The sequence below is a fragment of the Angelakisella massiliensis genome (assembly GCF_900104675.1).
Lineage (GTDB): Bacteria > Bacillota > Clostridia > Oscillospirales > Ruminococcaceae > Angelakisella > Angelakisella massiliensis.
Genome location: NZ_LT629944.1, coordinates 22,813 through 36,340, shown reverse-complemented (window position 1 = coordinate 36,340; position 13,528 = coordinate 22,813). Strand labels below are relative to the sequence as shown.

The following is a 13,528-nucleotide window of genomic DNA, read 5'->3' as shown; positions in this document are numbered from 1 at the left end:
TCTGTGCCGGGTACTATACAATAAAGGAGGAATAAATATTAGGCGACGTACTGCGAGGGCAAATAGATGGAATTAGATTACAAAGAGATTGGAAAGCGCGTGAAGATCGCAAGAATACGGGCCGATCTGACGCAGGAAGCATTGGCAGAAAAAGCCGGGCTGTCCATTACCCACATGAGCAACATTGAAAACGGCCATTCCAAGTTGAGCTTGCCGATGGCGGTTGCGCTGGCAAATGTCCTGTCTGTTTCGGTGGATGAATTTCTGTGCGACAGCGTGATCCACTCCAAGGAAGTTTTCTCCCATGAGGTTCAAATGCTTTTGGAGGACTGCGACGACTACGAGATACGCATACTCACCGATCTGCTCAAAGCAGCCAAAGACACGATCCGCAGGGATATGAAGCTGAAACAGCAGGAATAGCGCAGGCAGTCACGATTGACCGTACTGCGCTACTCTTTTCTTACAATGCAAAGCGCCGGACGCACGGGCTGTATGCCTCTGCGTCCGGCGCTTTGTTTCGGGGATATTTCTACACATTTGGTTTCCGTTCCTACCTGGATTAAATAAATTCATTCAACCATCCAGACAACCGAGCCGGAGAAGTCAGATACGGCAGGGCTAACAGTGAAGAAAACCGCATCATCCCAGCCCAAACAAACTGTCAATAACAACAGGCTGAAGTGTAACCATAATCACAAACAAATACACTGTGAAAAATAACAGTGCATTGCAATGCTTAATTGCAGTGGTGTAAAACCTTTTGCGAACCGCTTTTGAAACTTCTTTATTTTGTTTTACAAAAAATTCACAAAGTAAAAATAAAATGCTCTTGCCTTCTCCATAAGACTGTAGTATTATAATGTCAACATCAATACTACTACAGTCTTATTACTTACATAGAAAGAGGATGATTTTATGGAAATCAAACTGTTCGATTCTGAATTGAAAGTAATGGATGTGCTTTGGAGAGAAGGCGATCAGCCTGCAAAGTATGTTGCGAAAACATTGACGGATGAACTGGGCTGGAATGTTAATACAACTTACACCCTGATTAAGCGGTGTATCAAAAAAGGAGCGATTGAACGAACCGAACCCAACTTTATGTGCCATGCGTTGATTCCAAAGGAGGACGTGCAAGAAGCAGAAACAAACGAACTTATCAACAAAATTTATGACGGTTCGGCTGATAAACTGTTTGCCGCTTTATTAAGCCGAAAAAAACTGTCTGCCGAGCAGATTAACAAATTGAAAAAGATTGTCGGTGATTTGGAATGAGGTGATGAGTATGAGCCTGCTGCATATGAGTTTTGCTGGTGCAGTAATGATTTTAGCAGTTACAGTCATTCGTGCCTTGGTCATTTATCGAGTGCCTAAAAAGACTTTTATGGTACTTTGGGGAATTACACTTGCACGATTACTCATTCCATTTTCTGCCCCTTCTGCGTTCAGCATATATACGTTTTTTGGGAAAAAAGAGCCGATCATAAGCAATGTAGGAGATACGGCAGTTACCACTTTGGGTCCAGCCATTCAAGAAGGACAAATGACTACTGCCCCCAATTATATTTCCCACTCTGAAGTCGCTGTTCCTATTTGGCCAATCATCTGGGCAATCGGAGCACTAATATGTGCGGTTGTTTTCTCGATAACCTACTGGAAATGTTATAAAGAATTTCAAACATCTTTGCCGATAGACAATGATTTTACACGTAATTGGTTAAGCAGCCATCACATTAAGTGTTCTATTCAAATTCGACAATCCGAATTGGTGTCAGCGCCACTCACTTTTGGTATCCTTCGGCCGGTGATCTTGATGCCCAAAACAACAGACTGGAACGATGAAAAGACACTGCAATATGTTTTAGCACATGAGTTCGTGCATATACGAAGATTCGATACCATAACAAAGCTAATTCTGCTGATTGCTCTTTGTGTGCATTGGTTTAACCCTTTTGTGTGGGTAATGTATGTTCTTGCTAATCGAGATATTGAATTATCCTGCGATGAAACCGTTCTCCACTTGTTTGGAGAAAACACAAAAGCCTCTTATGCACGAACTTTGATTGGTATGGAAGAAATAAAAAGCGGAATTACCCCTTTATGCAATAATTTCAGTAAAAATGCCCTTGAAGAAAGGATGACAGCAATTATGAAAACCAAAAAAAGAACCATCTTCTCTATCGCTCTGGCAGCATTGATTGTTGTTGGAACCACTACCGCTTTTGCGACTTCCGCAAAGGTAGAAGCCAGCAAGGATAACTCCACAACTCTCCTTGCAGGAATTGAAAGCACATATACCAAAGATGGAAAAACCTACTATGTCCTTGGAGATGGCAGCATGATGGAAGAATCTGAATATCTGAAAAAGTATCCTGTGCCGGAAGTAGAATGGTGGACATATGAGGAATACAAAGAATGGCTTGAAAACGAGAAAAAAGAACTCCAAAGCATACTCGGAGCAACAGGAACTGCAAACGGTAAGAAAATTGTTTGGACACAGGAAAAGATTGATGAAACCATCGCCATGTATGAGGAAATGCTGCAGGATATTAAGAATGGCGTGAAGTATTCCAAAACGGTGGATGGACAAGAGGACGTTCTGATCGCTATGAATCCAGGCCCAATTGACACAACCGTTGAGGTCTCAATGGATATTAATTCGACGGAATCGGATGAGCTAACACAGAAAAAAATGTTGGATTTATATGGAGATTATGGCATCTCATTTGATGAAAGCGGAAATATGTTGTTTCAAGGCGATTTGGTCAGATTGTTCTGGGATGGTGTAGACGCTGGCGACGGTGCATCTTCTGTCCTCTGCCAATATTACAACGAAAAGGGCACGGTAGATGTCCACACCGTCCGTGCTGTAATCGATAATGGTGACGGTAGCGTCGATCCTTTTGGTAAACTTATCAAAATTGAAAAGGATAGCCAGGAGGTGTTTGATCGTCGGGATATGGACGACTATCTGTCCGATGGACCATCCACCACCACGGCTTCGGGCTTTTCCAACTCCAATGATGGAACAAGTTTTGCAGAAGTGATGAAAAAATACGCAGAATTTGGAATCCGGTATGAGAGTGGCGACGGATTGGGGAATATCTATTATAACAATCAACTGGTGAAAACATTTATAGATAAAAACAAACAGGGCGATGTGTTCACCTTATCTTCCGAAGATGGCGGAGAAATCGTAGTTCATACGGTCTATGATAAAAAGGGAAATTTAACTGGTGTTGAAATTGAATGAACTTCTCCCGATATTTCTTTTGAAGGGAATAAGGCAAATGCAGTTAGCAAATCCAGCCGAGCCAGTCAACGGTCAAGATAAACGGGCATACGCCCGCCGTTGACAGCCCCGTCTGTCTTTGCTGGTGAGCAGACAAGGGGCGACAGCAAAGAGTGCTGCCGCCCTTCTTTTCTACCTAATTGGAGGTAAGCAGTATGGAAGAAATAATCGTCATTCGTACTTCCGACCCGGATGGAAGTGTCTTTCGTTCCATCCTGGAAGCCTTACAAGGAAAAGATGTTCAGATTCTCCATGCTGCTGACCTTGAGCTTTCTTCCCTGACTCTGGGAGATATTGAGATATTTCCAGAGCAGCGGCGGGTCATGAAGGTAGGTGTGGAGATCTGCCTGAACTACGGAGAGTTCTCTATCCTTTACTGCATGGCCCGCCGCCCCGGTCATGTGTTCAGCCGGGAGCAGCCCTATAATGCGGCCTGGGGCGAGGACTATGAATTAGGTACGAACACCGTGGACAACACGATCTGGCGCCTGCGGAACAAGCTGGAGCCTGACCCTAAGCACCCCACCTATATCAAGACCGTTTTTCGGGTAGGATATAAAATTGAAAAATAGCATATCAAAAACGCCGGGCGCAGGTGCCTGTTTGGCCCTGCGCCCGGTGCCTTTTCCATAAGCTTGGGCATTCAGCTAAAAGTGCTTATACAATAATTTGTATTTTGCGCCTTGTATTGCTCTTTTGTGAGAACTATAATGAGCTAATTGGAGGTTGAGGATATGGATTATATGACGGTCAAAGAGACCAGCAAAAAAAGTGGAGCAGATCCCCGAAAAACAAAATTCTATTGAGTTGGTATCTTAATTCAACAACAATAGAAGTTAGTGATATGGTGTTAAATTTTCATCAGGAAGTGGCAAAGTATTTTCCAAAATTGCTTGGTGAAATTATATTGGATTAAACCAAATCTAAATAAATGTGTGTTACATTGTTTATGAGGTGATATTTTGAACGAGCATTCTGGAATTGCACGGGGTTCGGTATCGGGTGGAGAATACAGAATCGGGTGTGGTTTTTTCGGTAGTGTTTTGATAAAATTCAAGTAATGACAGATTGGAATAGGAAAAGGTGTAGAATAATGGTTAAGGTAATCAAGAAAGAATTTGTTGTGATTGGAAAAGAGGGCGCAACATTAGATGGTGAAGGATTTATTCAGAAATTGTGGGAAGATGCAAATAGCCATTTTAGTGAAGTAGCACATTTAGCAAAGAGAGACGCAAACGGGAATATTGTGGGAATATGGGGTGCTATGTCGGATATTTCCCACTCATTTAAACCGTGGGAAGAAGGTTTTAGTAAGGGCCTGTATCTGGCAGGAGTGGAATGTATAGATCATGCAGATGCACCTGATGGATGGACAAAATGGACGATACCAGGTTATGAGTATATTGTTGTTGAAAACTATCGGGGAGCTTTTGAAGAAACCATTGGACACATGAAGGAAGTTGGGATTCCTCTGGTCGGAGCAATTCACGATTATACTGATCCAGCAACAGGAAAAGGCTATCTGTATTTTCCGATCAGAGAAACTTCATAAAGAAGGAGATGTTATTTAGTCCTTTCCTCCCCTTGACATTTTCTTTAAATCGGCGCATACTTTTCATGTAAATATGAAAAGTATGAATTCAGGAGATGTGATACAATGTCTATGCCAAAAGGAAAGCACATATTTGGGACTGTTAAGGTTGGAGAGCGCGGGCAAATTGTCATTCCGAAAGAAGCGCGAGAAATATTTGACATAAATCCCGGAGACTCTCTACTCGTTTTGGGAGATGAGGAACAAGGAATAGCCATAGTTAAGGCTGATGTAATGAAAGAGGTTGCTATAAAAATTTTGAAAGGACTATGTCATTTTAAGGGAGATTACGATGATGAAAAATAACCTTTCAAGTGTTTTGCCCTTTCTCTTAGCAGCTGATTTAATTATTCCGTTTATATTGGCCCCTACTTATAAAGGCTATAGTCATTTGACACAAGTAATGAGTGTTTTAGGTAATTCAAAAGCACCGTGGCATTTACTCTATAATATTTGGCTGGTTGTGTTTGGGTTTGCAATTTTAATCAGTATCTTGCAGCTTTATCCTACTGTCGCACAAGTATCAAATTCTATATCCATAATGCTTTTTTCCGTCATTGTGATTTACGCCTTAGGCGGTTGTATTCTTTCTGGTTTTTTTTCAGTTGGGGAAACCAAAAGCCTTGAAACTCTTTCCGCAAAGATACATGGTTATGGTTCAGTAATAGGGTTTCTACTTTTAACACTTGCGCCATTGTTTGTAGGATTATATTTTTTCAAAGTGTCTAATGGGTTATTAGGAATTTTATCTTTAATTTGCTTTATCTTTGCAATAGTTTTTTTTGCGCTATTTGTAATGGCTGATAAGCCGAATTATAGAGGGGGAATGAGTTTTTGAAACTCTGAACCCGTTGCGGCACAATGGATAGGCGGTTTTGCGCCTCTCTTTTGATAACAATTTGATAACGCTCCCCATAGGCCGTATCATTCTGTATTCCCGGTGGATTGCAGGTGAAAAGTGTTCCTTTGCGGCTTGTGGGTGACAAAAACCATATTACAAAGCCCTTACCGATGGCAACATCGGTAAGGGCTTTTTGCCGTCTGTCAATCCTTTCCCAGCCTGTCCTTGAACGCTTCTACAAGGAAGTCGCTCAATTCCTTGGAGGGGACTTTGACCCATTTCCGGGTGGTGTCGTACTTGGGGTAGTTGTAGCGCCAACGGTCGTAGTCCTCCCTGGTGATCTCCCCGGCCTCCAGCTTCTTGGCTTGCTCCGCCCAGGCGGACAGCATTTCAAGCATATCAACATAGGTCTTGCCTTTGGACTTGTCCAGCTTCAGACAGATTTCGCCGTCAATCTCTCCGATGGTAAGGCCCCGTATGTCCTCCAGTGCAAAGAGGGTGTGCATGAGGCCAATGTCGCTGTCTATGTCAGGAACGGTCAAGGCGTCGGTGGAGACTTCAAAGAAGCCCGCCAGCGTCCTGGTCAGGTCGGCCTTGGGGGTGCGGCTCCCGGTTTCATACTGCGCCATACGCACATCGGCGGAGCGTTCCGGGAACCCCACCACCTGACCAAGATACTTCTGCGTGACACCTTTCTTATTGCGGAAGAAGCGAATACGTTCACCAATCGCCATAACTGCCAACTCCAATCTATGTAATGGGGACACTTGGAGTATAACAGATATGTTTAGAACTGTCAAGCGAAATATAAATAAATTTGTTTATATTTTCTTCTTGGAAAGCCTTGACATAACGGAATAGAGTTAGTATAATGAAGTCAACGTTAAACAAATAGCGTTATTATTCGAGAAAGGAGGAACCAGCATGGAGAACAAGTTTATCCGGGTGGACGAGGTAGCGGACGAGCTGGGCGTGTCGAGGCCCTACGCCTACAAGCTCATTCGGCAGCTCAACGAGGAATTGAAAGGAAAAGGCTTCATCACCATTGCGGGGCGGGTCAACCGCCAGTATTTCAACGAACGGCTCTACGGGGCCAGAAAGGAAGTGAACGAAAATGCCGGTATTTAAGGATGAAAAGCGAGGCACATGGTACGTCATGGCGTGGTATCGGGACTGGATGGGGGAGCGCAAGCAGAAGTGCAAGCGGGGCTTTCCCACCAAGCGGGAGGCCCAGGATTGGGAGCGCAGCTTTCAAATGCAAACCGCCGCTGACATGGATATGACCTTTGAAGCCTTTGTGGAGCTTTACACCAAGGATGTGCGGCCCCGGCTGAAAGAGAACACCTGGCTGACAAAGGAGAACATCATCCAGAAGAAGATTCTGCCCTACTTCGGTAAGCGGAAAATCAGCGAAATCACCACCAAGGACGTGATCGCATGGCAGAATGAACTGCTGGCCTATCGGGACGAACAGCGCAAGCCCTACTCCCAGACCTATCTTAAAACCCTGCACAACCAGCTCAGTGCCATTTTCAACCACGCTGTCCGCTTCTATGATCTGCGCTCCAACCCCGCCGCCAAAGCCGGGAACATGGGGACGGAGGAACGAAAGGAAATGCTGTTCTGGACAAAGGCGGAGTATCAGCGGTTTGCGGAGGCTATGATGGACAAGCCCCTCTCCTACTACGCCTTTGAAATGCTCTACTGGTGCGGTATCCGGGAGGGGGAGCTGCTGGCCCTCACCCCGGCGGACTTCGACTTTGAGGCCGGGACGGTGAAAATCAGCAAGTCCTACCAGCGGCTCCACGGCGAGGATGTGATTACCACCCCAAAAACCAAGAAAAGCAATCGTACCATCAAAATGCCCAATTTCCTCTGTGACGAAATGCGGGACTACCTGGGAATGCTCTACGGGGTCAAGAAGAAAGACCGCATTTTCACCGTTACAAAAAGCTATCTCCACCATGAGATGGACAGAGGGGCGAAAGAGGCGGGGGTAAAGCGTATCAGAATCCATGACCTCAGACATTCGCACATTTCACTTCTGATTGATATGGGCTTTTCCGCTGTGGCGATTGCCGACCGGGTAGGCCATGAGAGTATCGAGATCACTTACCGCTACGCCCACCTGTTTCCGTCCAAGCAGACGGAGATGGCGGACAGGCTGGACTTTGAAAGGACGGGAGCATAATGTCAGCTAAGAATTTGGACAATCACAACCGCTGGCGGAACAAGACCGTGGCGTTCCGGGTATCGCCAGAGCAGAACGAACAGCTTGAGATTGCTGTCCGCCTGTCCGGGCTGACCAAGCAGGACTACATCACCCGGCGGCTACTCAACCGCGACATTGTGGTGCAGGGCAATCCCAGGGTCTACAAGGCCCTGCGTGACCAGCTCGCCGCCGTCCTGGGGGAGCTGCGGCGCATGGAGGCCGGGGGCGGGGTGGATGATGAACTTCTCGCCACCATCCGCCTTATTACCGTGACGCTGGACGGCATGAGGGAGGATTGATAGATTGATGGATTCCAGAGAAACGAAAAGGACTGTCCCGGTTCCGTCTGCGCCAACAGACGGGGAACAGCCCAATTCTCAAACACCTGTCCTGAGTATATCAGAAGCGGCTACCGAAAACAACCCCCAGGATGAAAGTATGGAGGATATTCTTCGGGAGCTTCAGCGGACAAGCGACCCGGCCTACCTCCACACCGTTTCCATGAATGAACTTTACCAGAATGTCTACCAGAGCAGACCGCCAATCATTGACGGTCTGCTCTACCCTGGGACGTACCTCTTTGCGGGAGCGCCCAAAGTGGGCAAGTCGTTTCTGATGGCCCAGCTTGCCTATCATGTGAGCATGGGCCTCCCCCTGTGGGGCTACCCCGTCCACAAGGGCACCGTCCTCTATCTGGCGTTGGAGGACGACCACCGCCGCTTGCAGGGGCGGCTGTATCGGATGTTCGGCATGGACGGCACCAACGACCTGCTCTTTGCGATCTACGCCAAACAGCTCGGCCTGGGCCTGGAGGAACAGCTAAAGAAGTTCGTCCGTCAGCACCCCGACACCAAGCTGATTATCATTGACACCCTCCAGAAAGTCCGGGAGGTCGGCGGGGACAAGTACAGCTATGCCAACGATTACGAGGTGGTGGGCAAGCTGAAACGCCTTGCCGATGATTGCGGTATCTGTCTCCTGCTGGTACACCATACCCGAAAGCAACAGGCCGATGATAAGTTTGATATGATTTCCGGCACCAACGGCCTGTTGGGAGCAGCGGACGGGGCCTTTCTTCTTCAAAAGGAAAAGCGGACGGACGGCAGCGCCATCCTGGACGTGGCTGGGCGTGACCAGCAAGACCAGCGGATGTATCTCACCAAGGACAGGGAGCGCCTTGTGTGGGAGCTGGAACGGCTGGAAACGGAGCCGTGGGTGGAACCGCCCGACCCGGTATTGGAGGCCGTTGCCGCCCTTGTAACGGCGGACAGGCCCGCCTGGGGCGGCACCGCCACGGAGCTGGCGGCGGCTATCCAGACCGACATGAAGCCCAACGCCCTGGCAATGCGGCTGAATGTCCGGGCCGGGAGGCTGGCGGCGGAGTACCATATCCGCTATGAGAACAGCAGGAGCCATGCCGGGAGATGTATCACCCTCACCCTGGAACCGCCCCAGGCGTGACGACCGTGACGGCTGTGACGGCTTTTTTGAGAGCGGGGCGGTGTGTAAAACATCGTCACGGTCGTCACGGCTGTCACGGGGAGCGGGGTCAAAAGTCAAGGGGGCATACCTGCGGGTGGAGATTGCCGCAAGGCAATACAACCCGAACCCCTTGACTTTTGGCCCACGGAGGACACTGGCCGGGCGGGGGGAAAGGCTGTGCCTTTCCCCCCTGCCCAACGGCGAGTGTCAAAGTTTAGGCGGGGTGCAGGGTGCCCTTTTCAAAGGGCGGCCCTGCTGGGGGAGCCGTCCGCAGACGGCGGGGGCAAAGCCCCCACTCCACCCCGTAGGGCGCAAATGCGCTTTTGATGGCCGCAAGGCCGTCAAAAGTGCTTTTGCGTTACTTTCGCAGAAAGTAACAAAGGCCGCCGCTGGCGCGGCGAAAGGAGTGTTGATTTGAAAAGGACGATTAGTGCGATGGTGGGGCAGGGTTCGGTGAACCACAACAGCAGGGCGTTTAACGCCAAGAACACCGACCCGGAACGCTCCCATTTGAATATAACCTACTGCCACGAAAATATCAAGACGGTTTTCCACGAGCTTTTCGATGAGGCCCTCAAGCGGTACAATGATAAACAGACCAGGGCAGACCGCAAGATTGAGGACTACTATGAAAAGATACGTTCCAGCAAGCAGGAAAAGCCGTTCCATGAAATCATCCTGCAAGTGGGCAACAAGGACGACATGAGCGCAGAGAGTGAGGACGGCCAGCTTGCGGCGGCGGTGCTGGACGAGTACATGAGAGGTTTCCAGGAGCGCAACCCCCAGCTTCGGGTGTTCTCCGCTCACCTCCACATGGACGAGGCTACAAAGATGATTTTGGCCGAAGCATTTACCTATGCTTTTTGGGGCTGTATTGTCGGATGTGTAATCGGACTGCCGTTGAGCAAGCTCCTGTACGGTTTCCTTATTACAGAACACTTTCCTTATGCGACATGGAGTTTGCCCGTAACCTCTTTGATTGTCATTATTCTGTTTGTTATTCTGGCGGCGGTTGTCGCTGCGTATGCTCCGGCAAGGAGAATCAGGAGTATTTCTGTAACAGAAACTATCAATGAATTGTAATAAAAACTAAACTGCCGCACGACGGCAAAAGAAAAAAAGCCGTCGTACAGCAGCCCTTTAACACGCCCATACATCCAGCGGCGGCTTTGAGCAATCAAGGCCGCCGTTTTGCTTTGCCTGGATAACATGATCGGCGGCCCAGGGAGGAAATCGTATGAAAGAGATTATAGTCATCCGTACTTCTGACCCAGACGGAAGTATCTTTCGCTCCATCCTGGGAGCCTTACAGGGAAAAGATATTCAGATTCTCCATGCAACTGACCCGGAGCCTTCTGCCCTGACTCTGGGAGATATTGAGATATTCCCAGAGCAGCGGCGGGTCACAAAGGCCGGTGTGGAGATCTGCCTGAACTACGGAGAGTTCTCTATCCTTTACTGCATGGCCCGCCGCCCCGGTCATGTGTTCAGCCGGGAGCAGCTCTATAATGCGGCCTGGGGCGAGGACTACGAATTAGGCACCAATACCGTGGACAACACGATCTGGCGCCTGCGGAACAAACTGGAGCCTAACCCAAAGCATCCCACCTATATCAAGACCGTTTTTCGGGTGGGATATAAAATTGAAATTGCACATGGATGAGAAAAACAAAATTCTACTAATATGTTGTAGTAGAAACCATTGACATTTCTACACTGTTGTAGTAATATTAAATTGTCCAAGGTAGACGTACTTTGGATAAGGAGGAAATGTTTATGGATCGGTCCAAAAAACTATCAGAAACCGAATACGAAATCATGGAGGTGCTGTGGAACTCGGAAGCCCCCATGTCTGCTTCACAGATATTGTCGTACTTTGCCGAATATCGCAATAAGGATTGGAAAGCTCAAACATTAGCAACATTTCTGTCACGTTTAACCCAAAAAGGTTTAATCACATCAAAAAGAGAGGGCCGTGTGCCTTATTATTGGCCGATCAAGACGTGTGAGGAATATCATAAAAGTAATGCACAGCGAATCTTAGATACACTGTATGGTGGATCGATCAAGAATTTCTTTGCAGCACTTTATGGTGGCTCCCAGATGTCGGAGGAAGACCGAGAGGCGCTGAAACAATGGCTCGACGGGCAATCGTGAGAGGAGGCTGATTGTATGGCCTCATACTTGCTTCGTACCATTTTGTGCTTGAACCTTGTAGCAAGTGTGTCCTACCTTGTGTTTAAGGCATCGGCTTTTGCTGGCAGAAAACATATCAGTGAAAAATGGCGCTACAACTGTACCACAGTCATTATGTTCCTGTATGTTATCCCATTTTACAAGCTGCTGCCAGCATTCCCGAAAACATTAGCCGAGGCCGAGCCAATATCAGTGGTTGGGAACAAAGTTGTGTCTGGAATAAATGTACTCCCCCCTGAAAACTCTGTGGCGAGTATTACAGAAGCAAGCCCCAATATCATCAAAGATACTACTCTTAACATGAGTTTGGATTGGCAGAAGTGGGCATTGATTATTTGGATTGTTGTTGCTGGTGCCCTGGTTCTATGGAATGTTTTGGGGCTCCTTCGTTTCAGATACCAGCTCCAGCAGTCACAGACAGTTCATAATGCGCTGTTGCAAGAAATTGCAAGTCACTGTGCTGCAGGTCTTGGGATCAAGCAAAAAGTAGCTTTAAAGTTGCACTCCGCAATACAAAGTCCAATGCTGGTTGGTTTTTTTACCCCAACTATTATAATCCCAAATGCTGATTTGCAGCTTGATGAAGCACAGATGATACTGGCCCATGAATTAGTGCATTTTAAGCACCGTGCCTTATGGAGAAAGCTCTTAGCAGTTATTCTCCAAACAATCTATTGGTTCAATCCTGTAGTGTATCTCATAAAGCGGGATTTAGATCGTTTGGCAGAAACATCTTGTGATGAGCAGGTTGTTTGCCGAATGAATCAGGCAGAGCGTAAAAAGTATGGGCATCTTCTGATTTCCTACACAACTGTATTTCGTAACCCAAACAAAGTATCTGGAATTGCATTTGTTTCAACGAGAAAAAGGCTTGAAAGGAGAATTTTAACCATGTTGAATTCCAACAAGAAATCTCGTAAGACTGTCGTGGCCGCCTTGGCTTGCACTCTGTGCGCCAGCTGTCTGGGAATGTCTGTGTTAGCTGCTGAGGTTCCCTCTACCATCGACGTGCCCAATGCCGAACTGATGAATGTTTCTGATGTGAAGACGGGGGATATGGGCGAAGCCCGCTTCATTGAATCTGACGACGGTTTTGTTGATCTGTCCCAGATGAAACTGTCTACCGATTCCAGCGATTTTGCCAAGGTCATTGAGACCACCACAGGTTTCGCAGATTTGTCTCAGTTCAACCTCTCCACTGACGCTGCGGACAACATGATGTTCTATCAGGGAACTGTGTCGGCTAAGGCCGGCGAAGCGGTACCTTATGCTTCCGGCAACCTTTCTGGCGGAAAGGGATATGCTTTTGACTCTCAGGATCTGACCAAGGGCCAAAAAGTGACCGTAAATGCAAACTGGACTCCTACTTCTGCCAATGTTCAGATTGGTCTGATCGATAACAATACTGGCTATGGACTCGTAAAAACCGTTTCCAATGGCTCCGGTTCCGCATCCTTCGAAATTACCGGCGACGCCAACTTCTCTATCTTTATTGGCAATCTGTCTACCAGCAGCATCCACTTTGATGTGTCCTATATTGTGAACTGATGGTTTCTTCTGCATCTGGTCTACTATGTCGAGAAACCAAAATCATTAAGTAGAATGCAAGGCGGGGTGAGTTCAAGAAGATCTCTCCCCGCCTTTGCACATTTAGTACATTTTACATTTCTCGATGAAATCGTAATGAATTCTACCATATAAACTTCTATTGTGGCAGTTTACCCATCCCCTGAGATAAAAAGAGGTGAGGCCAATGAGGAGCTGCAAAAACAGAATCATACATAGTCAGCGCATAAAGCGGCCTTTGTCTTATGGATAAAGGCCGCTTTTCTTTATATTATCGATAAAATTCGAGGAGAATCGTCAAGATTCCCTATTTTTGAAATTTGCAAATACAAATTATCAGCAAGG

Annotated in this window: 16 protein-coding genes; 15 read left to right on the top strand and 1 reads right to left on the bottom strand. The window is 47.2% G+C overall.

What is annotated here, in order from left to right; translation table 11 throughout:
• Positions 1 to 66: 66 nt before the first annotated feature.
• The 7 genes from BQ5383_RS00540 (at position 67) to BQ5383_RS00510 (ending at position 5,724) form a co-directional block, all read left to right on the top strand.
• Entirely contained in the window at positions 67 to 423 is a 357-nt protein-coding gene (locus BQ5383_RS00540) for a helix-turn-helix domain-containing protein (RefSeq protein ID WP_071428872.1), read from the top strand.
• A gap of 495 nt (positions 424 to 918) precedes the next feature.
• The gene (locus BQ5383_RS00535; RefSeq protein WP_071428871.1) at positions 919 to 1,278 is read left to right on the top strand and encodes a BlaI/MecI/CopY family transcriptional regulator; all 360 of its coding nucleotides are present in this window, start codon (positions 919 to 921) and stop codon (positions 1,276 to 1,278) included.
• A gap of 10 nt (positions 1,279 to 1,288) precedes the next feature.
• Positions 1,289 to 3,256, top strand: a complete 1,968-nt coding sequence (locus tag BQ5383_RS00530) for a M56 family metallopeptidase (RefSeq protein ID WP_071428870.1) — start codon at positions 1,289 to 1,291, stop codon at positions 3,254 to 3,256.
• Positions 3,257 to 3,450: 194 nt separating this feature from the next.
• The gene (locus BQ5383_RS00525) at positions 3,451 to 3,867 is read left to right on the top strand and encodes a winged helix-turn-helix domain-containing protein (RefSeq protein WP_071428869.1); all 417 of its coding nucleotides are present in this window, start codon (positions 3,451 to 3,453) and stop codon (positions 3,865 to 3,867) included.
• A 521-nt stretch (positions 3,868 to 4,388) separates the two neighbouring features.
• Complete coding sequence (locus tag BQ5383_RS00520) at positions 4,389 to 4,847, top strand: GyrI-like domain-containing protein (RefSeq protein ID WP_071428868.1); 459 nt, start codon at positions 4,389 to 4,391, stop codon at positions 4,845 to 4,847.
• 105 nt (positions 4,848 to 4,952) lie between these two features.
• Positions 4,953 to 5,192, top strand: a complete 240-nt coding sequence (locus BQ5383_RS00515; protein WP_071428867.1) for an AbrB/MazE/SpoVT family DNA-binding domain-containing protein — start codon at positions 4,953 to 4,955, stop codon at positions 5,190 to 5,192.
• Positions 5,179 to 5,724: a DUF998 domain-containing protein gene (locus tag BQ5383_RS00510; protein ID WP_235821905.1), complete on the top strand. Its 546-nt coding sequence runs from the start codon at positions 5,179 to 5,181 to the stop codon at positions 5,722 to 5,724. Before BQ5383_RS00515 ends, BQ5383_RS00510 begins: the two co-directional genes overlap by 14 nt.
• A 206-nt stretch (positions 5,725 to 5,930) precedes the next feature.
• Here the strand turns inward: BQ5383_RS00510 and BQ5383_RS00505 are convergent, their stop codons facing one another.
• Positions 5,931 to 6,461 (bottom strand): helix-turn-helix domain-containing protein, encoded by a 531-nt coding sequence (locus BQ5383_RS00505; protein ID WP_071428866.1) that lies wholly within the window; start codon positions 6,459 to 6,461, stop codon positions 5,931 to 5,933.
• Between the two features lie 190 nt (positions 6,462 to 6,651).
• On the opposite strand from BQ5383_RS00505, the gene BQ5383_RS00500 reads away from it, so the two are divergent.
• The 8 genes from BQ5383_RS00500 to BQ5383_RS19765 all read left to right on the top strand — a co-directional run bounded on the left by BQ5383_RS00500 (position 6,652) and on the right by BQ5383_RS19765 (position 13,165).
• Complete coding sequence (locus tag BQ5383_RS00500; protein WP_006571498.1) at positions 6,652 to 6,855, top strand: helix-turn-helix transcriptional regulator; 204 nt, start codon at positions 6,652 to 6,654, stop codon at positions 6,853 to 6,855.
• Positions 6,842 to 7,918 (top strand): site-specific integrase, encoded by a 1,077-nt coding sequence (locus tag BQ5383_RS00495; protein WP_071428865.1) that lies wholly within the window; start codon positions 6,842 to 6,844, stop codon positions 7,916 to 7,918. Before BQ5383_RS00500 ends, BQ5383_RS00495 begins: the two co-directional genes overlap by 14 nt.
• Complete coding sequence (locus BQ5383_RS00490) at positions 7,918 to 8,238, top strand: plasmid mobilization protein (protein ID WP_071428864.1); 321 nt, start codon at positions 7,918 to 7,920, stop codon at positions 8,236 to 8,238. Before BQ5383_RS00495 ends, BQ5383_RS00490 begins: the two co-directional genes overlap by 1 nt.
• Before the next feature lie 7 nt (positions 8,239 to 8,245).
• Positions 8,246 to 9,400, top strand: a complete 1,155-nt coding sequence (locus BQ5383_RS00485) for a helicase RepA family protein (RefSeq protein ID WP_071429847.1) — start codon at positions 8,246 to 8,248, stop codon at positions 9,398 to 9,400.
• A 456-nt stretch (positions 9,401 to 9,856) separates the two neighbouring features.
• Positions 9,857 to 10,504: a plasmid recombination protein gene (locus BQ5383_RS22045; protein WP_076944442.1), complete on the top strand. Its 648-nt coding sequence runs from the start codon at positions 9,857 to 9,859 to the stop codon at positions 10,502 to 10,504.
• 154 nt (positions 10,505 to 10,658) lie between these two features.
• The gene (locus tag BQ5383_RS00470) at positions 10,659 to 11,084 is read left to right on the top strand and encodes a winged helix-turn-helix domain-containing protein (protein WP_071428862.1); all 426 of its coding nucleotides are present in this window, start codon (positions 10,659 to 10,661) and stop codon (positions 11,082 to 11,084) included.
• Between the two features lie 113 nt (positions 11,085 to 11,197).
• Entirely contained in the window at positions 11,198 to 11,578 is a 381-nt protein-coding gene (locus BQ5383_RS00465; RefSeq protein ID WP_071428861.1) for a BlaI/MecI/CopY family transcriptional regulator, read from the top strand.
• Positions 11,579 to 11,593: 15 nt separating this feature from the next.
• Positions 11,594 to 13,165: a M56 family metallopeptidase gene (locus BQ5383_RS19765; protein ID WP_076944417.1), complete on the top strand. Its 1,572-nt coding sequence runs from the start codon at positions 11,594 to 11,596 to the stop codon at positions 13,163 to 13,165.
• The last annotated feature ends 363 nt before the right edge of the window (positions 13,166 to 13,528 follow it).

Excerpts from the sequence above, each read along its gene's own strand:
- BQ5383_RS00510 (WP_235821905.1), top strand. The coding sequence starts at position 5,179 with ATGATGAAAAATAACCTTTCAAGTGTTTTGCCCTTTCTCTTAGCAGCT.
- BQ5383_RS00530 (WP_071428870.1), top strand. The coding sequence starts at position 1,289 with ATGAGCCTGCTGCATATGAGTTTTGCTGGTGCAGTAATGATTTTAGCA.
- BQ5383_RS00525 (WP_071428869.1), top strand. The coding sequence starts at position 3,451 with ATGGAAGAAATAATCGTCATTCGTACTTCCGACCCGGATGGAAGTGTC.
- BQ5383_RS00520 (WP_071428868.1), top strand. The coding sequence starts at position 4,389 with ATGGTTAAGGTAATCAAGAAAGAATTTGTTGTGATTGGAAAAGAGGGC.
- BQ5383_RS00490 (WP_071428864.1), top strand. The coding sequence starts at position 7,918 with ATGTCAGCTAAGAATTTGGACAATCACAACCGCTGGCGGAACAAGACC.
- BQ5383_RS00465 (WP_071428861.1), top strand. The coding sequence starts at position 11,198 with ATGGATCGGTCCAAAAAACTATCAGAAACCGAATACGAAATCATGGAG.
- BQ5383_RS00470 (WP_071428862.1), top strand. The coding sequence starts at position 10,659 with ATGAAAGAGATTATAGTCATCCGTACTTCTGACCCAGACGGAAGTATC.
- BQ5383_RS00500 (WP_006571498.1), top strand. The coding sequence starts at position 6,652 with ATGGAGAACAAGTTTATCCGGGTGGACGAGGTAGCGGACGAGCTGGGC.
- BQ5383_RS22045 (WP_076944442.1), top strand. The coding sequence starts at position 9,857 with ATGGTGGGGCAGGGTTCGGTGAACCACAACAGCAGGGCGTTTAACGCC.
- BQ5383_RS00535 (WP_071428871.1), top strand. The coding sequence starts at position 919 with ATGGAAATCAAACTGTTCGATTCTGAATTGAAAGTAATGGATGTGCTT.
- BQ5383_RS00515 (WP_071428867.1), top strand. The coding sequence starts at position 4,953 with ATGTCTATGCCAAAAGGAAAGCACATATTTGGGACTGTTAAGGTTGGA.
- BQ5383_RS00540 (WP_071428872.1), top strand. The coding sequence starts at position 67 with ATGGAATTAGATTACAAAGAGATTGGAAAGCGCGTGAAGATCGCAAGA.
- BQ5383_RS00505 (WP_071428866.1), bottom strand. The coding sequence starts at position 6,461 with ATGGCGATTGGTGAACGTATTCGCTTCTTCCGCAATAAGAAAGGTGTC.
- BQ5383_RS00495 (WP_071428865.1), top strand. The coding sequence starts at position 6,842 with ATGCCGGTATTTAAGGATGAAAAGCGAGGCACATGGTACGTCATGGCG.
- BQ5383_RS00485 (WP_071429847.1), top strand. The coding sequence starts at position 8,246 with ATGGATTCCAGAGAAACGAAAAGGACTGTCCCGGTTCCGTCTGCGCCA.
- BQ5383_RS19765 (WP_076944417.1), top strand. The coding sequence starts at position 11,594 with ATGGCCTCATACTTGCTTCGTACCATTTTGTGCTTGAACCTTGTAGCA.